Origin of the sequence: Cytobacillus firmus NBRC 15306, from assembly GCF_001591465.1 — a bacterium.
Lineage (GTDB): Bacteria > Bacillota > Bacilli > Bacillales > Cytobacillaceae > Cytobacillus > Cytobacillus firmus.
This window is the reverse complement of record NZ_BCUY01000009.1, coordinates 14,444-37,204: the sequence shown is the minus strand read 5'-3', so window position 1 is coordinate 37,204 and position 22,761 is coordinate 14,444. Positions and strand designations below refer to the sequence as shown.

At 41.7% G+C, this 22,761-nt stretch carries 19 protein-coding genes and 2 pseudogenes; 3 read left to right on the top strand and 18 right to left on the bottom strand.

Going from position 1 to position 22,761, the window contains the following annotated elements; all coding sequences use genetic code 11:
• Positions 1–21: 21 nt before the first annotated feature.
• The 5 genes from BFI01S_RS04475 to BFI01S_RS04455 all read right to left on the bottom strand — a co-directional run bounded on the left by BFI01S_RS04475 (position 22) and on the right by BFI01S_RS04455 (position 5,335).
• Complete coding sequence (locus BFI01S_RS04475) at positions 22–1,041, bottom strand: ABC transporter ATP-binding protein (RefSeq protein ID WP_061791534.1); 1,020 nt, start codon at positions 1,039–1,041, stop codon at positions 22–24.
• Complete coding sequence (locus BFI01S_RS04470) at positions 1,038–2,063, bottom strand: ABC transporter ATP-binding protein (protein ID WP_061791533.1); 1,026 nt, start codon at positions 2,061–2,063, stop codon at positions 1,038–1,040. Before BFI01S_RS04470 ends, BFI01S_RS04475 begins: the two co-directional genes overlap by 4 nt.
• Positions 2,064–2,220: 157 nt before the next feature.
• Positions 2,221–2,877: a DUF2268 domain-containing putative Zn-dependent protease gene (locus BFI01S_RS04465; RefSeq protein WP_061791532.1), complete on the bottom strand. Its 657-nt coding sequence runs from the start codon at positions 2,875–2,877 to the stop codon at positions 2,221–2,223.
• A gap of 238 nt (positions 2,878–3,115) precedes the next feature.
• Positions 3,116–4,354, bottom strand: a complete 1,239-nt coding sequence (fabF, locus tag BFI01S_RS04460; protein ID WP_061791531.1) for a beta-ketoacyl-ACP synthase II — start codon at positions 4,352–4,354, stop codon at positions 3,116–3,118.
• Between the two features lie 48 nt (positions 4,355–4,402).
• Positions 4,403–5,335, bottom strand: coding sequence for a beta-ketoacyl-ACP synthase III (locus BFI01S_RS04455; RefSeq protein WP_061791530.1), 933 nt, complete (start codon positions 5,333–5,335; stop codon positions 4,403–4,405).
• 215 nt (positions 5,336–5,550) lie between these two features.
• Here BFI01S_RS04455 and BFI01S_RS04450 point away from each other — a divergent pair, with 215 nt between their 5' ends.
• The gene (locus tag BFI01S_RS04450) at positions 5,551–5,937 is read left to right on the top strand and encodes a hypothetical protein (RefSeq protein ID WP_061791529.1); all 387 of its coding nucleotides are present in this window, start codon (positions 5,551–5,553) and stop codon (positions 5,935–5,937) included.
• Between the two features lie 53 nt (positions 5,938–5,990).
• On the opposite strand, the gene BFI01S_RS04445 is transcribed toward BFI01S_RS04450, so the two are convergent.
• From BFI01S_RS04445 to BFI01S_RS04430, 4 genes are all read right to left on the bottom strand, one after another.
• Positions 5,991–6,179 (bottom strand): ComZ family protein, encoded by a 189-nt coding sequence (locus BFI01S_RS04445; protein WP_048010971.1) that lies wholly within the window; start codon positions 6,177–6,179, stop codon positions 5,991–5,993.
• A gap of 29 nt (positions 6,180–6,208) precedes the next feature.
• Positions 6,209–7,165, bottom strand: coding sequence for a BMP family ABC transporter substrate-binding protein (locus BFI01S_RS04440; RefSeq protein WP_061791528.1), 957 nt, complete (start codon positions 7,163–7,165; stop codon positions 6,209–6,211).
• Positions 7,166–7,274: 109 nt separating this feature from the next.
• On the bottom strand, positions 7,275–8,102 hold the full coding sequence (locus BFI01S_RS04435) for a hypothetical protein (protein ID WP_061791527.1): 828 nt from the start codon (positions 8,100–8,102) through the stop codon (positions 7,275–7,277).
• A gap of 81 nt (positions 8,103–8,183) precedes the next feature.
• Positions 8,184–8,921 (bottom strand): serine aminopeptidase domain-containing protein, encoded by a 738-nt coding sequence (locus BFI01S_RS04430; RefSeq protein WP_061791526.1) that lies wholly within the window; start codon positions 8,919–8,921, stop codon positions 8,184–8,186.
• A 179-nt stretch (positions 8,922–9,100) separates the two neighbouring features.
• On the opposite strand from BFI01S_RS04430, the gene BFI01S_RS04425 reads away from it, so the two are divergent.
• Positions 9,101–9,292, top strand: a complete 192-nt coding sequence (locus BFI01S_RS04425) for a YjzD family protein (RefSeq protein WP_061791525.1) — start codon at positions 9,101–9,103, stop codon at positions 9,290–9,292.
• Positions 9,293–9,361: 69 nt separating this feature from the next.
• Here BFI01S_RS04425 and clpB read toward each other — a convergent pair whose 3' ends face one another.
• Positions 9,362–11,959, bottom strand: a complete 2,598-nt coding sequence (gene clpB / locus BFI01S_RS04420; protein ID WP_061791524.1) for an ATP-dependent chaperone ClpB — start codon at positions 11,957–11,959, stop codon at positions 9,362–9,364.
• Between the two features lie 158 nt (positions 11,960–12,117).
• Complete coding sequence (locus BFI01S_RS04415; RefSeq protein ID WP_009331234.1) at positions 12,118–12,297, bottom strand: YjzC family protein; 180 nt, start codon at positions 12,295–12,297, stop codon at positions 12,118–12,120.
• Positions 12,298–12,467: 170 nt separating this feature from the next.
• Here BFI01S_RS04415 and BFI01S_RS04410 point away from each other — a divergent pair, with 170 nt between their 5' ends.
• The gene (locus BFI01S_RS04410; RefSeq protein ID WP_373682868.1) at positions 12,468–13,280 is read left to right on the top strand and encodes an undecaprenyl-diphosphate phosphatase; all 813 of its coding nucleotides are present in this window, start codon (positions 12,468–12,470) and stop codon (positions 13,278–13,280) included.
• 37 nt (positions 13,281–13,317) lie between these two features.
• On the opposite strand, the gene argF is transcribed toward BFI01S_RS04410, so the two are convergent.
• The 7 genes and pseudogenes from argF to argC form a co-directional block, all read right to left on the bottom strand.
• Positions 13,318–14,271, bottom strand: coding sequence for an ornithine carbamoyltransferase (argF, locus tag BFI01S_RS04405; protein ID WP_061791522.1), 954 nt, complete (start codon positions 14,269–14,271; stop codon positions 13,318–13,320).
• Complete coding sequence (gene carB / locus BFI01S_RS04400) at positions 14,268–17,393, bottom strand: carbamoyl-phosphate synthase (glutamine-hydrolyzing) large subunit (RefSeq protein ID WP_061791521.1); 3,126 nt, start codon at positions 17,391–17,393, stop codon at positions 14,268–14,270. The genes argF and carB overlap by 4 nt, the downstream gene beginning before the upstream one ends.
• Positions 17,386–18,464 (bottom strand): annotated as a pseudogene (locus BFI01S_RS04395) (carbamoyl phosphate synthase small subunit). Before BFI01S_RS04395 ends, carB begins: the two are co-directional and overlap by 8 nt.
• A gap of 77 nt (positions 18,465–18,541) precedes the next feature.
• Positions 18,542–19,700, bottom strand: a pseudogene (gene argD / locus BFI01S_RS04390) (acetylornithine transaminase).
• Positions 19,697–20,470 (bottom strand): acetylglutamate kinase, encoded by a 774-nt coding sequence (argB, locus tag BFI01S_RS04385; protein ID WP_061791520.1) that lies wholly within the window; start codon positions 20,468–20,470, stop codon positions 19,697–19,699. The pseudogene argD and the gene argB overlap by 4 nt, the downstream one beginning before the upstream one ends.
• Before the next feature lie 12 nt (positions 20,471–20,482).
• Entirely contained in the window at positions 20,483–21,712 is a 1,230-nt protein-coding gene (gene argJ, locus BFI01S_RS04380; protein ID WP_061791519.1) for a bifunctional ornithine acetyltransferase/N-acetylglutamate synthase, read from the bottom strand.
• A gap of 13 nt (positions 21,713–21,725) precedes the next feature.
• Entirely contained in the window at positions 21,726–22,757 is a 1,032-nt protein-coding gene (gene argC, locus BFI01S_RS04375) for an N-acetyl-gamma-glutamyl-phosphate reductase (RefSeq protein ID WP_061791518.1), read from the bottom strand.
• Between the last annotated feature and the right edge of the window lie 4 nt (positions 22,758–22,761).

The following is a 22,761-nucleotide window of genomic DNA, read 5'->3' as shown; positions in this document are numbered from 1 at the left end:
AAAATATTTTTTGACAAAGCCTTATTTATATAAGTGACAAGCGACTCTATGCCCAGGCTTCACCTCCTTTAAGTGCGGTTTTACACTCTGGCACTCCGGCATTGCATGTGCGCAGCGCGGATGGAATGTACATCCTTTTGGAGGATCAATCGGGCTTGGCACATCGCCCTCTAAAATGATTCTTTCTTTTTTCTTGCGCGGATCCGGTTCCGGGATTGCGGATATTAGAGCTTGAGTATATGGATGCAGAGGATCTGCATAGAGGCTGTCCTTTTCAGCGACTTCTACAAGGCCTCCCAGATACATAACCCCTATCCGGTCACTCATATGTTTAACTACACTCAAATCGTGGGCAATAAATAAGAAAGTAAGATCAAATTCATCCTGAAGCTCTTTCAGCAGATTCAATACCTGAGATTGGACCGATACATCCAGGGCGGAAACAGGCTCATCCGCAATAATGAGCTTTGGTCTTAAAGCCAGTGCCCTTGCGATTCCGATACGCTGTCTTTGCCCGCCGGAAAACTCATGCGGGTATTTATAGTAAGCATCTTCAGGCAGCCCAACTTTCGCAAGAAGATCCATTACTTCCGGCTTAAGTTCTTTTTCGGATTTGCTGTTATAGTTCCTGATGGGCTCTGACACAAGATGCCCAACCATCATCGTGGGATTTAATGATGCATAAGGATCCTGGAAAACCATCTGGAAGTCCTGGCGGATTTTCCTCAGGCTGGTTCCTCTTACATTTGTGATATCCTGTCCGTCAAATATGATTTGTCCGTCTGTTGGTTCTAGGAGTCTGAGGATCGTTCTGCCTGCGGTTGATTTTCCGCAGCCTGATTCTCCCACCAGCCCCAGCGTCTCCCCTTTCTTAATTTCAAAGGAAATATCGTCGACAGCTTTAACGACCGCCACAGTCTTTCTCAGGATTCCTCCTTTTATTGGATAGTAAGTCTTTAGGTTCTTAACCTCTAATAGCACTTCATTGCTGCTTTTATCCTTTTTTAAAACAGCTGTATTATTATGTTCTGTACTCATCATGTGTTCACCTCTTGTTTTGGCTGGCTTGTCTCGTAAAGCAGACAGGCAACCTCATGTCCTGCTTCATTTTCTGCCAATCGAGGTGTAACTGTCAGGCATTCAGGCATTGCCTTAGGGCAGCGCGCCGCAAATTTGCACCCTGTTTTAGGCATATTTTTTAATGAAGGCACAATTCCTTTTATTGTGCTTAGCTTTTCCACTTCTTCATCCATTTTCGGAATAGCTCCCATCAGGAGCTGAGTATACGGATGTTTTAGATTGTGAAATAAGGAATCTACATCAGTCCGCTCTGCTATCTTCCCTGCATACATAACAATTACCTCATCACACATCTCGGCCACAACACCAAGATCATGTGTAATCAGTATGACAGACATATCATTGACTTCCTGGATTTCTTTTAGAAGTTCAAGAATTTGGGCTTGTACAGTTACATCCAGGGCAGTTGTCGGCTCATCGGCGATCAGCAGCTTCGGCTGGCAGGCAATGGCGATGGCGATCATGACCCTTTGCCTCATGCCTCCTGAAAGCTGATGCGGATATTCATCTACAATTTTTTCAGGTCTTGAAATTCCCACACTTTTTAGAAGTGCGATACTTTTAAGCCGCGCTTCTCTTTTGGAGATTTTCATATGATTGAATAATACTTCCTGCAGCTGGAACCCGATAGAGAAAACGGGATTTAAAGAAGTCATAGGTTCCTGGAATATCATCGCGATATCTTTTCCCCTGATTTTATTAATCTCTGAATCTGTCATCTTCTCCAAATGAACACCGTCAAAGATGATTTCTCCATTACGGATTTGACCAATGCCCTTAGGCAGGAGCTTCATGACAGAGAGGCTCATTACAGATTTACCGCAGCCCGACTCTCCTACGATTCCAACTATTTGTCTGGGTTTAACTCTAAAAGAAACATTATCAACTGCATTATAGAATGTACCATCTATGGAAAAAGCCGTTTCTAAATTATTCACCTCTAGTAATGGTGCGTCTTTATGTTGACGGGGATTTGTGCTCATAGGACACCTCTTACCTTTTCGAATTATTCTGTTAATTCATTCTATTTGTCTAAAATATTATTACAAAGTTATTACAATTGCAAGATTTTTTTAAAATTTGTTAAAATTCATTTTTCTATACTAAAAAAAAAGCCCGCATTTTAGGGCTTTAAAGCGATTACGACTCCAGTTTATATAAAGTTTGGTCTACAAAATATTCGGATGGCGCACTAAAAGATAGTTTTGTAGAAAAACTTTTTTTCTCTCTAAATTCCCTTATAATTTCGTAGCCAGCAGCATAGCCAAGTAATGTAGGGTAGGGTCTTTCACCATACAGTATCTTCTGATGGAGCCTCTCATTCTTTTTTAATTTCAACTGAGCTTTGATCAATTTATCCCAGAAATTCCTGATTTCTTCTTTTGAATATCTGGTGCACCAGGATCCCCTGAACTTCTCTCCACAGTATATTTCTACTGAATGTTCGGCAAGCCCTTCCAGTATAATGGAATCGAGCAGCGTAAATTCTTCAATCTTTTTTTTCTGTGAGTTAATTCTGCAGACATGGTGATATTCATGCACAAATAAAGCCTCTAGTTCAGCTTCTTCTATTTCTGAAGGAAGAAACAGAAAGAGCATATTTGCAAAGGATACTCCCGATTTACCAGAATGACGCGAAAATAGTCCGCCTCCAGCAGACGGGAAAATGTAAACATTGATGTCAGGCCCCGCCCACTTCCTCCTATATTTTAAGTGAATGTTTTTTGCCAGATCCCACACTTTCTTTTCTTTTAACTCATTGAAAATATTCCTGCTGAACCGGTCAGGTGTATACATGCCGAAGCCTGTTAGATACTCATAGATTTTTCGGGGATTATCATCATTGAAGGGGCCGGTAAGCTTTTCACATATTTTAAGAGGTTCCTTAAAGCCTTCCTCGAGCCATAAATCTGTTCTAACTATCCCATTTCTGCACCTCCTTATACTCGATAATATGTAGGTATAAGGATTTTGTTAATCAAAAAAGCTGATTCAAAGGAGGTTTGACTTCCCTTAAATCAGCTTTGGTTATTTCTTATTCATATCTTTTAAAAACAATGGTTGCATTGTGGCCGCCAAAGCCCAGTGAATTGCTCATTGCAGCTGTTATTTCTTTTTCCCTGGCCTTATTTGGAACATAATCTAAATCACATTCAGGATCCGGGATTTCCAGATTAATGGTAGGCGGAAGGATTCCTTCCTTCAGTGCCAGAACTGTGAAAATGGCTTCAATTCCGCCTGCAGCTCCCAGAAGATGTCCTGTCATTGATTTAGTCGAGCTTACTGCCAATTTATAGGCATGCTCTCCAAACACCTCTTTGATTGCCAATGTTTCAAATTTATCATTATAATCAGTACTTGTACCGTGGGCATTTATATAATCGATATCTTCCGGCTTTAAACCGCCGTCTTCTATCGCCATTTTCATGGCTCTTGCTCCGCCTTCTCCGCCTGGAGCAGGTGCAGTGATGTGATAAGCATCCCCGGTAGCGCCATATCCAACGATTTCAGCATAAATTTTTGCACCGCGTGCAAGTGCATGCTCAAGTTCTTCAAGTACTACAATTCCCGCACCCTCTCCAATAACAAACCCGTCACGATTTTGATCAAATGGTCGGCTCGCTGTTTTTGGATCTGGATTGGTTGAAAGCGCGGTGTTCGCACAAAACCCGGCTACAGACATTTTTGTGATTGGCGCTTCTGCACCGCCTGAAATCATTGCATCGGCATCGCCGCGCTGAATCACCTTGAAGGCATCTCCGATTGAGTTTGTACCAGTGGCACATGCTGTCACTGTACATGAGTTAAACCCTTTTGCCCCTAAATAAATCGAGACTTGGCCAGTTGCCATGTCCGGAATCATCATTGGCACGAAGAATGGGCTGACTCTTCTGTATCCACGTTTCATAAATATTTCATATTGATTTTCAAATGTTTCCATTCCGCCGATGCCTGAACCAATCCAAACACCGATGCGATGAGCATTTTCATCTGTAATCTGAAGGTTTGCATCTCTAACAGCCATCATGGATGAAGCAACAGCGTAATGTGTGAAGCGGTCCATTTTTCGAGCATCTTTTTTATCAAAAAAATCTTCCGGATTAAAATCCTTTACCTCTGCAGCAACTTTAGCTGGATATTCATCTGCATTTAATCTAGTCAGAGGGCCAACGCCTGAAACCCCTGATTTAATATTGTTCCATGTCGTCTCTGTATTATTTCCAAGCGGTGTTACAGCTCCGATGCCTGTAACGACAACTCTTCTTTTATTCATTTTGATGCAGCTCCTTTTAAATTATCATCATATTTAAAATGAGGTATCTTATCTTCCCCATCTCATCGCAATGGCTCCCCAGGTCAGCCCTCCGCCAAAGCCGACCATCACAAGCAAATCATCATCCTTAATTTTACCCGCTTCCAGTTCTTCCACCAATGCAATCGGAATAGATGCAGCAGAAGTATTTCCGTATTTATCCACTGTTTTGGACATCTTTTCAACAGGGAGTTCTAATCTTTGACGGGAAGCTTCCATGATGCGGATATTAGCCTGATGAGGGATTAGGAAATCTACATCCTCTTTGGATAATCCAGCTTTATCAAGTACGTTGATGCAGCTTTCACCCATTTGGCGGACTGCGAATTTGAACACTTCACGCCCGTTCATGATGATATATTCATCCTGGTATAGATGCTTTGCGCCAGTGCCATCTGCTCCTAATTCAAATGATAATATTCCCCGGCCATCCGAGACTTGCCCAATTACAGCTGCACCTGCTCCGTCTCCAAATAAAACGGCAGTATTACGGTCATTCCAGTCTGTAATTTTTGAAAGCTTTTCTACACCTACTACTAAAACATTTTTATATGTCCCAGTTTCAATAAATTGTTTTGCCGTTATGATACCATACATGAATCCTGCACATGCAGCACTAATATCCATTGCCGCCGCCTTGCTTGCTTTCAGCCTCTCCTGGAGCATGCAGGCAACAGATGGAAAGGGTTTATCCGGTGTAACCGTTGCAACTAAAATCAGATCTAAATCCTCTGCTTCAATGCCTGCATTATCCAATGCCTTTAATGCCGACTCATAGGCCATATCTGATGTATCTATGCTGTCATCCGCAATTCTTCTCTCTTCAATTCCAGTCCTGGTCCGGATCCATTCGTCAGAAGTATCAACTATTTTCTCCAAATCAGCATTTGTTACCACTTTTTCAGGAAGATATCTTCCGATTCCTATAATTCCAGCATTCATGGAGCCCCACTCCCTTTCATAATTACAAACCCATAAGTATTCTCTATTTAAATATTATTATCAATTATTATGACTTGGTACTAATTTTATCAAAAGTTTATACAATAACGCAACACTTTTTACCTTTCCGTACTTTTACTCCACAAATGTCTATACCCTGTCAACTTTTCTTCATATGCTGATAATATAGGCATCTGGAAGGAGGGAACTGGCATATGCTTAACAAGGATGAAAAAGACATGGGAAATACAGAAGACCCTTTAACCCATTTTTTATTTGGAGAAAAAGTCAGAAACCATACGCCAGCTGAAGGCAAAATTGAATTCGACAGCAGTGCTGAAGAATATCACGGGAAAAACGAGTGGCTTTTCGGAGGCAGAAGCAGAAATGCTCATGAAGCTGACGACTGGCTCTTAGGGGGAAAAAGCAGAGAAACTACTGAAACAGAGAGTTCCGGCAAAGAAAATGTAAACAATATCCTGAACAACATAAACGTAGAGGAACTCATGGGCAACATTGATACACTGATGTCTTCAGCTCATCATTTAAAGCCATTGCTGAAAAAAGCGGGTCCTTTGCTGGAGATGTTTTGGAAGAAGTAGGGGCAGAGTTTCCCCAAAAAACAAAAACCAGCCCAAAAGGCTGGTTTCCCAAATTATTCACTTTCATTCAAAGCATCCGTTTTACCCATTTCATAGGCTTCGTTCATAACTTTGATGAATAGGTTCATGAATGGCTGGATCATTTCCATGGATAGTTCGATGCCTGCTTCGTCGAGCTGCTGTTTGGCTTCTGGCAGGTATTTCATGGCGATTTGCATGAATTCCATGTTTTTTTCGTTCATCTTGCAGTACCTCCTATGTATGGTAATTACTATTCAGGCAGTTTGCCTGTTTTTTTGTAATTCTCAATGGCAGCATTTAGTTCTTTTTTGAAATCTTCGTCAACGTCAGGACTGAATTTTCCAAGTGAAATCACTTCATCCTCGAAATCGAAAAATAGATTTCCTGATTCGAGTTCGCCTTCGTTATATTTTTCTGCCACTAGTTCATATAAAACATCGACATGCTGAATTGTACTGGTCAGGACGACTGATTCACCCAAATCAGACTGATCGGAAATATAGCCGATGGCGTAGAGCCCTTCTTCTTTCAGCTTTTCGATGACAGGAACATTATACCCATCTCCGGCCGGATAGACAACATCTGTCTTATTGGCAATAAGTTTGTCCAAAAGAGCGATGGCTTTGTTATCATTGTCCCAGTTGCCGACATATTGGATCTGCACGTTTACATTATCATTGATATAGTTTGCACCTTCATAAAAACCTTCTACTTCCGGCTGCCATTCAAAAGCCGCCAGTATTCCTACATTATTCGTTTTCGTCATATGTCCTGCAACCATGCCTCCGAAGAAACCCATGGCATATGCTTCAAAGTTCAAACTGGTGGTGTTTTCATTTTGGGCGTCACCATTAAAGCTGACAAAGTGAATGTCAGGATATTTTTTTGAGATGTTATTAAAGTATGCAGCGTATTCATTGCCATGTCCAAAGATCAGGTTTACACCTTTTTGGTCAAACTCTTTAACAGCTCTTTCAACAACCATCTCTGAATTCATGCCTTCTTTATAATAAACCTCAATATCATAATGGGATTGAATCTTTAGCATGCCTTTATAGCCTTTGGTCCCCCATACTTGGTCATTGACAGTATCGGGCACTAATAATCCAGCTTTCTCAAGTTTTCCTGCAGACATCGGCTGTCTGCAGGAGGCCAATAAAAGAAGGCACAAAAGAAGGATCCCTAATTTCTTTAATGTCTTATGCATCTTCTTTTTCTCCGCCTCTCTGTCTTTCGCTTCCTGCTGCCGGTTTAATTTACCAGTCTAATTCAATTCTACCTTTTCTTTATCTCAAATGGAAAGATTTTTTTCCAATTTACCAGCCATCCGGGCTTTCTAATGAAATAAAATGTCTTCTTTGCTTTTCGAGACCATCGGAGAATTTTACTGAACACTGAATCGTTCTTTCAGTTACTTTCCCTATTGCCAAATCGGGATATCTCCAATTTTCATTATAGTCAAATGAAAGATAGTCAGCGCATTTTCGCCAGTGCCTGGTGATACTGCTTTTTAATAGGTAAGACTCATCTAAAGACCTATCTGCACAATTTGATAAGAAATTGATGAGATCATCAATAAAGATAGCATCATGTATCCATTCTCTTTCACTTATCATTACTCTTTCTTTCGCAATAGACTGATGAAAACTGAATTCCTTAGGCTGCCAGGGACCATAAATGACAGGCATGTAAAAGGATGAAACTGAAATATTGTTTTCTTGAAGTATTTCAATAGCATCTTCGAGCTTGCTGTGTGTTCTGCTGATGTCTTTTAGCCACTGAATAGGGAGAAGGAATACAATTTTCACCTGAAGGATCTGGAATAAAGCCATATTTTTCAGAAAAAATCCTTCAATAAGCTCCTTCTCCCTTAAAGCGGCAAGCTCATTCCTAATATATAAGTCGTATATATCTATGAAAATCATGTCATTTTTTAGTATTTCTCCAGATTTAATCCATGCAGAATAGTTTTTTTCATTGAAATTGGCATTTCGTCCGATTGTCAGACGTTTTTCGTGAATTAAAGCGTCATCTTTTTCTTTGTCGAAATGAATTCCATCTATCTCACAGCCCTGTTCCAGAAGATGCTTGCACAGGCTGAATCCTATAAATTCAAATGTCCCTAATATGACTGCCCTGTCCATCTTCACTCCTCCTTGGAAGCATATTAATGTATTCTATGCTCAAAGGATTGTCTTTATTTCTTTGCGGGAATTGCAGCAGTATTATAGGACTTTTTCATATTTATTAAAGAAGCTTGTCATTTGGGAAGATATTCGCTGTTTTTTATCTGGGAGGATATAAAACACTGAGATAGGGCTATTTTCATTTTCCCATTGTATGGATCGTTTCTTTAAATAATCCGATTGCTTGTAAGCTCTTCCGCCGGCCAGAACCTGAATGATTCTGACGGGGACTTTAAGGCCGGATGTGAGGTTTTTTTCATGTTTGCTGAGCTGTTCTGCTATGTTTTCCTTTTCTATTTCATAGGAAGCTGCCAGTTCTTTTAATAGTTTCTTATAAAAGAACTTATGCTCTTTTTCCTGGTCGAGATGATGCTTTAGTGAAAGTATAGGATTTATTAATACGGCTGAACGGATTAAATCACTCATTTCATGCAGCAACCTAAGGGCAACCAATGCTCCCATTCCCTCAGCAATAATATGGATCTTTTCGTTTATAATTTCTGTACGCGTGATATGTTCATACAAGTACTTAGCCTTCTCAACAGCCCGATCGCATCCCCAGTGCCTTCCGTATAAATTTGAATAAAAGATCGTATAGCCATCTTGTCTTAGTTTCTTAATTAATGAATATTTCCCTTCATTCTGAGTCCAAAAACTGCAGTTTCTATCAACAAAGTGCCGATCATCCCCAATTATCAGAATACCGAAACCACTTGGTTTATCTGGGTAATGAATCATGCACCATTCTGTATCCAGCTGGAAGTTCCGGCTTTCCATAGTAAAACTCCTTTGCAAGTTTGCATAATATAATGTATGTAAATAAACTTAAAATGAAAGGGAGATTAGCCTAGTTTTAGACAAGTTCATCAATGGGCTGAAAAGAGAAAAAATAAATTTATTTCTTTAATGGCTTATGCTAATATGAAAAGGGATTAATTATGTTAGAGGTGAAATAGATGAGATACTTTTGGACATTCTTCTGGACTTTCCTTCTTGTTCAAATGTTAACGTACGTAGTTTCCTCAATGCTTGGAGCGCCATACGATTTTGTAACCGGCACCATTCTGGCAGCTGGGACAACCGTTTTAATTTTTGTTGTCGCTTCCATCATTCCTGAAGGTCCTGTTGAGAAAGAAGGAATTCATTAATCTGCAGCTTTTGCAGGAAATGAAAAGAGTCATCCTGTTAACTCAGGATGATTCTTTTCATTTGTGTCCTTATTTTACCAGCAGTTCAATTCTGCCGTTTTCTGCTGATATAATAACTTCACTTTGATCTTTAATTTCTCCTGCGATGATTTTGCGGGCGAGTGCTGTTTCTACGTTCCTTTGGATAAACCGTTTGAGCGGCCTGGCGCCGTAAACAGGATCAAATCCGTTTTCTGCAATATATTCTCTCGCATCATCATTTATACTTAACTTAATATGCTGATCTGATAATCTTGCTTGAAGCTGAGTAATTAATTTTAATACAATACCCTTTATTTCATTGAGAGCTAAAGGCTTAAACAAGATAATTTCGTCCACTCTGTTTAAAAACTCCGGGCGGAAATGGCTCCTCAGCTGTCCAAGTACATTGTCTCTGGTCTCTTCAGTTATATCTGCCTCATTGGCAGAGCGTTCCAGAAGAAAGTGGGAGCCGATATTGGAAGTCATAATGATAACCGTATTTTTAAAATCAACCGTGCGGCCCTGTGAGTCAGTGATCCTTCCATCATCAAGCATCTGCAGGAGGATATTGAATACTTCTGGATGAGCCTTCTCAATTTCATCAAGCAGAATTACTGAGTATGGCTTCCTTCTGACAGCTTCTGTCAGCTGACCGCCTTCCTCATAACCTACATACCCCGGAGGAGCACCAATCAATCTTGATACAGCATGTTTTTCCATATATTCGGACATATCGATTCTGATTATTTGTTCTTCACTATCGAACAATGATTGTGCAAGTGCCTTAGCCAATTCTGTTTTTCCCACTCCGGTTGGACCCAGGAAGATGAAAGATCCAATCGGGCGGTTCGGATCTTTAATGCCTGCTCTTGCTCTTAGGACAGCATCTGACACAAGCTGCACCGCTTCATCCTGTCCAATCACTCTTTCGTGAAGGATATTTTCAAGGCGAAGAAGCTTTTCACGTTCACCTTCAACAAGTTTAACCACGGGAATACCTGTCCACCTTGCCACAATGCCAGCAATCTCTTCTTCTGTGACTTCCTCTCTCAGCAGCCGGTCCCCTTGATTCTCATTAACTGCTTTTTCAAGGTCTTTCAATTCCTTCTCCAAAGCCGGGATTCTTCCATGGCGAAGTTCTGCTGCTTTATTCAAGTCATAATTATTTTCAGCTTCCTCAAGTTCACGGCGCATTATCTCAAGCTGCTCCCGCTTTTCCTGTACTTTTTGGATTCCTTCTTTTTCAAGCTGCCATTTAGCTTTCATGCTATTTGCCTGATCCTTTAGTTCAGCCAGTTCTTTTTGCAGGCCTCCGAGTCTCTGTTTGCTTGCTTCATCACTTTCTTTTCTTAGTGCCGCTTCTTCTATTTCCAGCTGCATGACCCTTCTTGTGACTTCATCCAGCTCAGATGGCATTGAATCAATTTCGGTCCTTATCATAGCACAGGCTTCGTCAACCAAGTCAATCGCCTTATCAGGGAGGAAACGGTCTGTAATATACCTGTCTGATAAGGTTGCGGCAGCCACTAAAGCACGATCGTGGATGTTGACTCCATGATGTATTTCAAAGCGCTCCTTCAGCCCTCTTAGAATAGAGATTGTATCCTCTACATCCGGCTCCTGCACCAATACCTGCTGAAAACGCCGTTCCAGCGCAGGATCTTTTTCGATATATTTGCGGTGCTCCTCAAGTGTGGTAGCTCCTATACAGTGCAATTCTCCTCTTGCAAGCATGGGTTTCAGCATATTCCCTGCATCCATGGCTCCTTCTGTTTTGCCCGCACCTACAATGGTGTGCAGTTCGTCAATAAAGAGAAGAATTCTGCCTTCGCTTTTCTTAACTTCATTTAAAACCGCTTTCAGTCTTTCCTCAAATTCACCCCGGAATTTGGCTCCCGCAATTAAAGCGCTCATATCAAGGGCAAAAATGGTTTTATCCTTAAGGCCTTCAGGCACATCCTTACGGACAATTCTCTGTGCCAGACCTTCGACTATAGCGGTTTTCCCAACCCCAGGTTCGCCTATTAAAACCGGATTATTTTTGGTTTTCCTTGAAAGGATGCGAATGACATTCCTGATCTCGCTATCCCGGCCAATCACAGGATCAACTTTTCCCTTCTTTACCTCTGAGACAAGATCCCTTCCATACTTTTTTAATGCCTCATATGTTGATTCAGGATTTTGCGATGTCACTCTCTGATTCCCCCTAACTTCTTTAATCGCCTGCTCCACTTGTTCTTTACTGATCCCGTATGACTTTAAAATTGCTGCCGTTTCGGTTTCCGCCGCTGCAGCAGCCATGAATACATGCTCCACTGACATGAAATCGTCCTGATAAGTTTTCATATAATTTTCTGCGTCCGCCAGCATCCGCTGCAGTTTACCGGTTATATACAGTTTCCCTTGTTCTGTTCCTGAACCGGATACTTGCGGTTTCTTTCTTAGCGCTTCCTGCATTTTATTGGAAAAGGACTCCGCAGAAATCTGCATTTTTGACAGTATTAATGAAACAAGACTGGTTTCCTGCTCCAGTAAAGCCAGGAATAAATGGGCTTCATCCACTTCCTGATGCTGCTCGCGAATAGCTCTGGACTGCGCATTCAATAACCCTTCCTGGAGTCGCTCTGTCATCCGATTTACATCCATTATGCTACCTCCTTTTTGACCTTTTTTGACCTTTTAATTTTATTATAATTCAATCTTTTCATATGTAAAGTTTTCAGCCTTTTTTCATGTCTAAAAGGCCATCCGCTATTGGGATGGCTCTATTTCCTATTTCCCCATTTTCTTTTAATTAATCACAATCAGGGCTTTCTTTTATATGTCCATAGCCGGTTATGATTGGATGTTTCCGGAAATTGGTCCCCAGCTCTCATTTTAAGCATTTGCGGATTATTGACGTTGCTTCCTGTTTCGCCAATTTCTATATAAATTCCATTATTAGGTGCTTTCTGGCCAGGCTTAAATTGTCTGTTTTGCCCCATGCTGAATACCTCCTTTAATCGTAAATCACTTATTATTATTTCCATTCTTGCATCTCTCATGAGGGAAACTATTGGCATCGCGTAAAAACATGATAAGGATATCACTTTACTCTGCGGTCCTTTTTATTGTTAAATGGGAGGTATGAGATTTCATAATGGAGGATTTACCTGTGACTGATTTTCTGACATTGCTTAAGTACTTGTTTTTGGGATTGTTTCAGGGATTTACGGAGCCTATTCCCATTTCATCGAGCGGGCACCTGGAAATTGCCCAGTACTTTTTCGATCTGGACATTAAAGGCCTCAGCTTTGCCCTTCTTGTAAATACTGCCTCCTTATTAGCTGTTTTGCTTATATACAGGGAGGATATTATAAGACTGCTTCGAAATGGATTTGCATACGTCACAACCAAAGATAAACAGGCGGAATCTGATTTTCGGTTTATCATTTACCTGTTTATTGGAACCATCCCCGCAGGTGTTATTGGTATTTTGTTTGAGGATTTTATTGATGATCATCTTGCCAATATTAAAACAGTAGGGATTACACTTATCATAACTGGACTTGCCCTGTGGCTGATCCGGAATTTACGAGGACGGAAAAATGATGCTGAATTATCTTATAAGGATGCAATCATTGTTGGCCTTGCCCAGGCAGTTGCACTGATACCGGGAATCAGCCGTTCCGGTGCTACCATTGTAGCCGCTATGGGACTTGGGATGAAACAGGAAACAGCATTAAGGTTTTCTTTCCTTTTATATATCCCCGTAAGTGCCGGCGGAATGATATTGGGTTTCAACGACATTTTAACAGATCCCAATTTATCTGAATTGGCTTTGCCTTATACAATAGCCTTTATTGCCTCACTGATTGCATCTTACTTTTCCCTGAAATGGTTTATGAATATTATGGCTAAAGGGAACCTGAAGTATTTTGCGATTTACTGTTTTATTGTTGGGCCGCTTGTTTATTTCTTATCTTAATGAAGAAAGCCTTCTCAGCGCAGAGAAGGCTTTTCCATTATAATATCTCTGAAAGAATGGCTTTTTGAACATGGAGCCTGTTCCCAGCCTGCTGAAAGACAGCGGAATTGTTTCCATCTATGACCTCCGCTGTAACTTCCTCACCGCGATGGGCAGGCAGGCAATGCAAAAAGACGTAATCTTTTTTGGCATTTTGGACAAGATATTCATTAACCTGATAATCAGCAAAGTCTTTGAGCCTCTTGTCATTCTCTGCTTCCTGTCCCATGCTCGTCCAGACATCTGTGTAGATGGCATCGGCATTCGCAGCGGCTTCTTCAGGATTGTGTGTGACGATTACCTTTGAACCGCTTAGTTCTGCGAACTCTTGTGATTGCTGGAAAATAGATTGATCTGGCTCATACCCTGCAGGACAGGCAATCGTGATATTTACCCCCATCTTGGCAGAAGCAATCATTAAAGAATGGGCCACATTATTGCCATCGCCTATATATGCCAGATTTTGGCCTTTTAACTCCCCATTTTTCTCTTCAATTGTAAGGAGATCGGCAAGAGCCTGGCATGGATGATAAAGATCGGTAAGGCCGTTAATAACCGGAATGTCCGCATGATAAGCGAGTTCCTGGATCTTCTCATGGGAGAAGGTGCGGATCATAATCGCATCAACATATTGTGAAAGCACTTTAGCTGTATCCGCAATGCTTTCTCCTCTTCCAAGCTGCAGATCCTGGCTATTTAAATATAAGGCATGGCCTCCAAGCTGCAGCATCCCTGCTTCAAAGGAAACTCTTGTACGTGTTGATGACTTTTCAAAAATCATGCCAAGAATTTTCCCTTTTAGGATAGATGTTTCTGCACCCTGCAGATGAGCTTCTTTTAATTGCTTTGCTTTTTCCAAAAGCCCCTTTATCTCGTCTGCTGAAAAGTCTGCAAGTGTTAGAAAGTCCTTCCCTTTTATATTTAAGCTCTTATCCGCCTGAGTTGAAATCATATGACGCCCACTTCCTTTTCTCCGTCATTATTTTTAATGCCCTGCCAATCCTCAATGGATTTAACATCCCACTCACCGACCGTCATTGATTTTAATAAGGCGATAAGTGTTTCCTTTTCACTGAAAGTCAAAATTCTGTTTTTGGTTCCCATTTCTCTCATTTTTTTATCACTTTCACTCATTCCGGGATTGTATAAAGCAAAGGTTTCCTGGGCATTCCAGTCCATATTGTCTTGAGTCAGGAAAACTGGCACAGCTTTAGCCTGATTGATATAATGTGTTAATTCTTCTGTTATTGGAGAGTTTGCTATTACGACACATTTGCCCTTTACACCACTTAAACCAGCATGGAAGGACTTTCTGACAGCTTCCTCATAATTTGGCGCCAGTGAAATGCCCTCACCTGTTGATTTCATTTCAGGACCCACTTTGCTGTCCAATCCCTTTAATGCATAATTCGAGAAGACGGGGAATTTCACACATACAAAGGGGAGATTTGCAGCAGCCGGAATTTCATCTTTCGACAAATTATATTTCCCAAGCAATATTTTTGTCGCAACCTCCACCAGCTGCACGCCTGTTACCTTGCTGATAATGGGTACCGTTCTGCTTGCACGAGGGTTAATTTCAAGTATAAATACCTCTTCACCATTCACGATATACTGAATATTCATAAGTCCTTTATAATGGAGCTTTTGCACAATCGCTTTCGCATAGGCCAGCATTTTATTCTGGACATTTTCCGAAAGATTTTGCGGCGGGAGAACGGACATACTGTCTCCTGAGTGCACTCCGGTTTTTTCAATATGCTCCATAATTGCCGGTGCACAGATATAATTTCCGTCTGCTGCCAGATCAAGTTCAGCTTCTACAGCATGCACGAATTGATCAATTAAAATCGGGTAAGGGACATTACCTTTCATTAAATAACGTTCCAGCTCAGTTGAAGAAGAAATACGTTCCATTCCTCTGCCGCCTATAACATAGGATGGCCGGACCAGAATCGGGAATCCAATTTTTTCGGCCGCTTCTTTCAGCTCTGCTTCTGAGTAGACGACATCGCCTTTTATCCTCGGGATATGTAAATCATCCAATAACTGATAAAAAAGCTTGCGGTCCTCTAATGCATCAATAGTCTTTGAGTCAGTTCCGAGCAGGATAATTCCATAATCCTCCAGTTCGGATGCGAGATTCAGAGCTGTCTGCCCTCCAAGCTGCACAATGACTTCTGAAATCCCTTCTGCTTCAATCACATTTAAGATATCCTCAAGGATTAGCGGTTCAAAATACAGTCTGTCAGCGGTTGTATAATCCGTACTAACCGTTTCAGGATTATTATTGATCATAATTGTCTCAACGCCTTCATCTTTCAGAGCAAACACTCCCTGAACGGAGCAATAATCAAATTCAATGCCCTGGCCAATCCTGATGGGGCCGCTTCCGATAATAAGCACTTTCCTCTTATCACTCTTTACTTGTTCATTTTCGCCAAAGTAACTGGAGTAATAATAATTAGATTGTGCTTCAAATTCAGCAGCACATGTGTCAACCATTTTATATGCTGGAAGAATGCCAGCCTCTTTCCGTTTTTCCCTGACTGCTTTCTCCGTTACTTTCCATTCCCATGCAAGAAACTTATCACTGAAGCCCTTTTCCTTAAAAAATTGCAGCTCCTCTTTTGTTGCTTCATCAAGTGTTAAGGCAGAGATTTGTTTTTCCAGTTTTACCATTTCATTGAGTATATTGAGATAGAAATAATCTATTTTTGTGATAGAGTGTAACGCTTCTAATGAGTAATTTCTCCGCAATAATTCAATCACGGTAAAAAATCTTTCGTCTGTCTGCTTTAATAGCAGTTCCTCAAGCGCATCTGCCGATTTAGCTGATAAGACAGGTGATATTAAATCCAATCCATTCCCTTCAAGTGAATGGATTGCTTTTAAAAGAGCCCGTTCCAGATTCCGGTCAATACCCATTACCTCTCCGGTGGCTTTCATTTGTGTTCCGAGCTTGCGGTCTGCAGAAGGAAATTTGTCAAAAGGCCATTTTGGAAATTTAACGATGACATAATCGAGAGCTGGTTCAAAGCTTGCGAATGTGTCTCCTGTTACAGGGTTTATGATCTCCGATAAGTTATACCCGACTGCAAGCTTTGCAGCCATTCTGGCAATTGGATAGCCTGTTGCTTTGGAAGCAAGGGCAGATGACCTGCTGACTCTCGGATTTACTTCGATCAAGTAATAATTCCTGCTATGCGGATCCAGGGCGAATTGAATGTTGCACCCTCCAATAATGCCCAGCTCTGAAATGATTTTAATGGATGCCGTTCGGAGCATCTGGTACTCATCATCAGTTAAGGTCTGGGAAGGCGCTACAACAATTGAATCACCGGTATGCACCCCTACAGGATCAATATTTTCCATATTGCATATCGTGATGCACGTATTCTGGGAATCCCGCATAACCTCATACTCTATTTCCTTAAACCCTGCTATGCTTTTTTCAACCAGACATTGGCTAATCGCACTTTCTTTTAAGCCGCCCTGCACCAGGGATGCCAGTTCATCAAAATCTCCTGCAATTCCACCGCCTGTTCCGCCAAGGGTATAAGCTGGACGGACTATAATAGGGAATCCAATATCATGGGCAAATTGAATGGCTTCTTCCACTTCATGGACAATGATGCTTTCAGGAACAGGTTCGTTAAGCTCGTTCATCAGTTTACGAAAAGCTTCCCGGTCTTCACCTTTCTTAATGGATTCAATACTGCTGCCCAAAAGCTTCACTCCATAGCGTTCAAGCACACCTGATTCACTCAGTTTAAAAGCAAGATTTAATCCTGTCTGGCCTCCCAGTGTGGCAAGCAGGCCATCTGGACGTTCTTTCTTTATAATCTTCTCAAGGCTGTCAGCAGTCATCGGCTCGAAATAGACTTTATCAGCAAAAGCTTTGTCAGACATGATGGTAGCCGGATTGTTATTAACAAGGATAACCTTATAGCCTTCTTCCTTTAATGCTGCACAGGCCTGTGTTCCTGCATAATCAAATTCTGCTGCCTGCCCGATGACAATCGGGCCTGAGCCAATTACTAATATGGATTGGATACTGATGTCTTTAGGCATAAGCGAAAACTCTCCTATTCTCCTCTTGAATCATGTTCATAAACTCATCAAAAATATAATCACCATCCGCAGGGCCGGGATGGGCTTCCGGATGGAATTGCACCGTATGGATTGGCAGCACCTTATGCATCAGTCCCTCAATTGACTGGTCATGAAGGTTTACATAGCGGGTTTTAAACCCTGTATCTATTATGCTTTCTTCATCAACCACATAGCTATGATTTTGTGATGACATAAAGACAGTGCCCTTCTTCATGTCCGCAATCGGGTGGTTGGCACCCCTATGTCCAAAGGACAGTTTCTTTGTGTTGCCTCCAAATGCTAAAGCTGCCAGCTGGTGGCCAAGGCAAATTCCCAATGCCGGATACTGCTCCAGCACCTTTTTTAATTCCGGGAGGATGCTTTTTAATTCTTTTGGATCTCCAGGCCCGTTTGAAAGCACCACACGTCTGGATTTAGTTTTTTTATCTGTTCAAAGCCTGTATTATAAGGAACAGATGTAACCTTGCACGCTCTTTTCAGCAAAGAATCCACAATTGATTTTTTAGCTCCAAAATCCATGACAACTATATGAATGCCGCCCTCCCCAAAGCATTCCATAGTTTGTGATGATACTTTACAAACTTTTTCATCCTTTGGAAGCAGCAATCCGGCGGCTGCCGTTTCCGAAGAAGACATTTTTGCCGGCATGCTGCCTTCTGAACGGATTTTCTTTACAATGGAACGGGTATCCATATGCCCTAATAATGGAATATTCCATTTCTGAAGGTACTCCTGAAGCGAATAAGTCGATTTGTAATGCGAAGGATTTCTGCTTCCTTCATATACAATAACCCCTGCCACATGAGGTTTCTTGCTCTCAAAATCATTCTCATTTATTCCGTAATTTCCGATTAAAGGATACGTAAACACAATAATTTGGTCCTTATAAGAAGGATCTGTCAATACTTCCTGGTAGCCTGTCATTCCTGTAAAGAAAACGATTTCCCCTTTTATATCCTTTTCAGGCTGATCCGTCAGCCATTGGCCCTTATAGGAATGGCCGCTATTTAAATGAAGGTATCCTTCCATTATCAACACCTCGAAGCTATCTGTATATTTATATAACTTTGTTAATTTTTATTCATCCATTTGAAAAATAATACAGCCTACACAGCTGATTTTGAAAATTCCTTTAGTGTGGATTGCAGAATTTGTACAGCTTCATCTATTTCAGATTTGGATGCTGTCAAGGGAGGCAGCAGCCTCAAAACATTTACCCCTGCAGGCAATGCCAGCAAGCCCTTGCCTCTTAATTCCTTTAACAATGATGGAAGGGGAATATCTGATTCAATACCGACCATCAAACCAAGATAGCGAATCTCCTTAACAGCTGCAATCTGTTCAAGCGATTCTGCCAATTTGTCAGCAAAATACTCACTCATTTCCCGGACGTCCTGCAAAAAATCATCATGAAATATTGTCTTCATTGTAGCAATAGCAGCAGAAATGCTGATCGGGTTTCCGCCAAATGTTGATCCATGGCTTCCTGGTCCAAACACTCCTTCTAATGTTTTTTTTTCCAACCACAGCGCCGATTGGCAATCCGCTTCCCAGGCCTTTAGCTGCGGTTACGATATCGGGGGCAAGGCCAAAATGCTGAAATGCAAAGGCTTTACCCGTCCTGCCAATGCCGGTCTGAATTTCATCTACAATCAGCAGCGCACCGTATTCTTTGCAAAGCTTCTCTGTTTCTGCCAGAAACTCCTGATCCCCAATGTGAATCCCGCCTTCACCCTGTACAATTTCCAGCATTACAGCGGCTGTTTCTGAATCCATCTCATCCTTTAATGCATTAAGATCATTAAAAGGAACATATTTAAATGTTTCCAGCATGGAACCATAGCCGTTTTTTATTTTATCCTGCCCAGTTGCAGCCATAGTGGCGAAGGTCCTCCCGTGGAATGATTGCTGAAAAGTAATGATTTTTTCCCGTCCCGAAGCTTTCCTGGCAAGTTTAATCGCTGCTTCATTTGCTTCTGCTCCACTATTGGCAAAGAATACAAGATCCATACCCGCAGCTTCGGAGAGAGCCTTTGCTGCAGTCTCCTGCTGATCCTGTATGAACAAATTGGAAACATGCCAGAATTTATTCAGCTGTTCGTTGATTGATTTTTGTACAGCTGCTGGACGGTGACCGAGATTGCAGACTCCGATTCCTGAGGTGAAGTCCAAATAGCGCTTACCGCTTTTATCAAAAAGATAACTTCCTTCTGCTTTTTCCGGCTCCACTTCCCACCGGGCATACGTTGGAAATAGATTACTCAAGTTAAGACCTCCTTCTTGGCAGATACGTTCGTCCCGATCCATATGCCATCCTCATAAAACTTTTCTTTACCTGATACAATCATTACGCTATTTAGTCCTTTACTGATTAGGTTCAAGGCAGAGGTAACTTTTGGAATCATTCCGCCTGTAATTTTTTTATTTTTAATATGCTGTTCAATTTCATCCGCGTCAAGCTGGTGAGTGAGGTTACCGTCAATGAATATTCCTTTTACATCCGTTACAAAGATGCAATGTTCAGCTTTAATGGCATTGGCAATGGCTGCCGCAGCATAGTCGGCATTGATATTCAGTTTCGTGCCATCTTCTGCAGCTGCAATAGGAGTAATGACAGGGACCAGGTCTTCATTAAATAACATTTCAAGTACTGACTGATTAACAGCCGTTATTTCACCAACAAGTCCAAGCTCATCCTGATTGATACATTTTGCCTTTAGTAATCCCGCATCACTGCCATTTACACCAAAACCTCTCAAACCATGCAGTTCGATCATTGAGGTAAGTTTGCGATTGGATTGTCCTGACAAAACCATCTCTGCTACTTCCAGAACTTCCGGAGTCGTTTTTCTTAGCCCATTAACAAATTCATGAGGGATATTATAAAGTTCCAGCATCCTGTTAATTGCCGGGCCTCCCCCATGAACAAAAACAATCTGGTATTCTTCCTTCTTCAACTCTAAAAGACTATCAAAGAAAGCTTCTCCCAGCTCTTCCATTACACTGCCTCCGCACTTAATGACTATACTTTTCAAATGGCATCCCCCTCAGGTTCGATAGCTTGCATTGATTTTGACATAATCATAGGATAAGTCACATCCCCAGGCCCTCCCTTTGCCTGCTCCCTGATGAAGATCCACAGTAATTTGAATGGCGGAATTAGATAAGTACTCTTTTGCTTCTTCCTCTGAAAATGCCAGTGGAACACTATTTTTCAGCATGACTATAGGTCCGATTGCAATATCCACCGAAGACGGATCAATAGCAGGCTGGCTCTGTCCAATTGCCCCGATAATTCTGCCCCAATTGGCATCTGCTCCATATATAGCAGTCTTAACAAGGTTAGAGCCGACAATCTGCTTGGCAATTATTCTTGCCTCTTCATCGTTTTTTGTTCCCGACACCTCCACCTCAATCAGCTTTGTAGCTCCTTCGCCATCTTTTGCAATCTGTTTGGCAAGACTCTCACAAGTTTTGGAAAGGATCTGTATAAATACATCCCACTCCGGGTGCTCCTGTGAAAGTTTATTGGTACAGCTGGCTCCATTGGCCATAACCATTACCATGTCATTTGTTGAGGTATCCCCATCAACGGTTATCTGATTGAACGTTCGATCAGTAACCTGTTTTAAAGCAAATTGCAAATCAGAGCTTGCTATATTGGCATCAGTTGTGATAAACGCAAGCATGGTTGCCATATTGGGATGAATCATTCCAGAACCCTTAGCCGACCCGCCCATCGTGACTGTTTTTCCATCAATGACTGCAGAATAGCAGCACTTCTTCATCACTAAATCTGTTGTTAATATGGCTGTTTGGAAATCCTCTGAGTGTAATGCCTCATTGCCGGGCTTCAGCATCTTAATGCCCTTTTCTATCTTATCCATCTGCATATACTCGCCAATGACACCGGTAGAGGCAACCGCCACATGCTGTTCCTTTAAATTGAATTTATCTGCAGCTGATTTTCTCATTTGATAAGCATCCTTTAGACCCTGTTTCCCTGTACAGGCATTGGCACATGCACTATTTACAATAACAGCCTGAATGAGGCCTTCTGCTGCAATGCTTTCCTGTGTAACTTTTAGAGGGGCCGCCTGAAAATGGCTTGTTGTATAGACAGCTGCACATTGTGCAGGAGTATCGCTTAATATAATTCCTAAGTCTTTTTTTGAATAGCGCAGCCCTGCATGGACCCCAGCTGCTGTAAAGCCTTTCGGTGTTATGATGCTTCCGGTCGGCAGTTCGGTTACTTCGGTTTGAGATACTAATTGCATTTTTCTTTCCTCCTTATGGATAGAGCGGAACAAATCCGAGACCCGCTGCTTCATCCAATCCGCTCATAATATTGGCATTTTGCACAGCCTGCCCGGCAGCACCCTTCATTAAATTATCAATCACTGAAACGATTGTCAGTCTGCCCGTTCTGGAATCCATATGGACACCTATATCGCAAAAATTAGAGCCTGCCACCTCTTTTACAGAAGGAAAGGTATTTTCCGGACGAATCCGGACAAATGGCTGGTTTTCATAGACTGATTGATAAAGTTCAAGAATTTGAGAAGAAGTGTATTCTTTGGTCATCTGAACATAACTGGTTGTCATAATGCCCCTTGTTATCGGAAGAAGATGGGTTGTGAAGGTGATCGGCATCAATGCGGAATTCCATTTCATCAGCTGCTGTTCGATCTCGGGTGTATGCTGATGCTGGTTTACCTTATAAACCCGCAGGTTTTCATTTGCTTCCGCATAGCTTGTTGTTCGCGAAAGCGCCCGTCCTGCCCCGGACACCCCGGATTTTGCATCGACAACAACACTATCTGGTTTTATTAAATTTTCTTTTACAACCGGTGCAAGACTTAGCAGAGCAGCTGTTGGATAGCACCCAGGATTAGATATGATGTCTGCGGCAGCTATTTCGTCATGATGCCACTCAGGAAGCCCATATACTGCTTTTTCTACAAGAGATTCGTTTGCAGGAGCGTGTTTATACCAATCCAGATAGGCTTGAGCCGGAATTCGAAGGTCACCGGATAGGTCAATTACCTTAACGTCTTTACCTGAAAAATCTTCAGCAAGTTTTCCCGATACCCCAGATGGTGTAGCCAGAAAAACAATATCAGATTGGCCAGCTATTTGATCTGAATCTATTCCCTGCAAATTTTTGTCTAATATTCCATATAGATGCGGATATTCATTCCAAATGGGGATGTCTTCTTTGGTTGAATGAATTGATATAATGTTAAATTCCGGATGCTGCTTGAGGATACGGAGCAATTCAGCACCCCCATATCCGGTTGTTCCGATTATTGAAACGTTCATAACT

Bases quoted from the DNA above. Each gene is read 5' to 3' on its own strand.
- BFI01S_RS04455 (WP_061791530.1), bottom strand. From the start codon at position 5,335: ATGAATGCTGGAATTATAGGAATCGGAAGATATCTTCCTGAAAAAGTG.
- clpB (WP_061791524.1), bottom strand. From the start codon at position 11,959: ATGGATGTAAATCGGATGACAGAGCGACTCCAGGAAGGGTTATTGAAT.
- carB (WP_061791521.1), bottom strand. From the start codon at position 17,393: ATGCCTAAAGACATCAGTATCCAATCCATATTAGTAATTGGCTCAGGC.
- fabF (WP_061791531.1), bottom strand. From the start codon at position 4,354: ATGAATAAAAGAAGAGTTGTCGTTACAGGCATCGGAGCTGTAACACCG.
- argC (WP_061791518.1), bottom strand. From the start codon at position 22,757: ATGAACGTTTCAATAATCGGAACAACCGGATATGGGGGTGCTGAATTG.
- argJ (WP_061791519.1), bottom strand. From the start codon at position 21,712: ATGCAATTAGTATCTCAAACCGAAGTAACCGAACTGCCGACCGGAAGC.
- argF (WP_061791522.1), bottom strand. From the start codon at position 14,271: ATGATTTCAACTCAGGCGGATAAGAGCTTAAATATAAAAGGGAAGGAC.
- BFI01S_RS04415 (WP_009331234.1), bottom strand. From the start codon at position 12,297: ATGGGGCAAAACAGACAATTTAAGCCTGGCCAGAAAGCACCTAATAAT.
- BFI01S_RS04465 (WP_061791532.1), bottom strand. From the start codon at position 2,877: ATGTATACACCTGACCGGTTCAGCAGGAATATTTTCAATGAGTTAAAA.
- BFI01S_RS04430 (WP_061791526.1), bottom strand. From the start codon at position 8,921: ATGGAAAGCCGGAACTTCCAGCTGGATACAGAATGGTGCATGATTCAT.
- BFI01S_RS04440 (WP_061791528.1), bottom strand. From the start codon at position 7,165: ATGCATAAGACATTAAAGAAATTAGGGATCCTTCTTTTGTGCCTTCTT.
- BFI01S_RS04475 (WP_061791534.1), bottom strand. From the start codon at position 1,041: ATGATGAGTACAGAACATAATAATACAGCTGTTTTAAAAAAGGATAAA.
- BFI01S_RS04445 (WP_048010971.1), bottom strand. From the start codon at position 6,179: ATGAACGAAAAAAACATGGAATTCATGCAAATCGCCATGAAATACCTG.
- BFI01S_RS04435 (WP_061791527.1), bottom strand. From the start codon at position 8,102: ATGGACAGGGCAGTCATATTAGGGACATTTGAATTTATAGGATTCAGC.
- BFI01S_RS04425 (WP_061791525.1), top strand. From the start codon at position 9,101: ATGAGATACTTTTGGACATTCTTCTGGACTTTCCTTCTTGTTCAAATG.
- BFI01S_RS04470 (WP_061791533.1), bottom strand. From the start codon at position 2,063: ATGAGCACAAATCCCCGTCAACATAAAGACGCACCATTACTAGAGGTG.
- BFI01S_RS04450 (WP_061791529.1), top strand. From the start codon at position 5,551: ATGCTTAACAAGGATGAAAAAGACATGGGAAATACAGAAGACCCTTTA.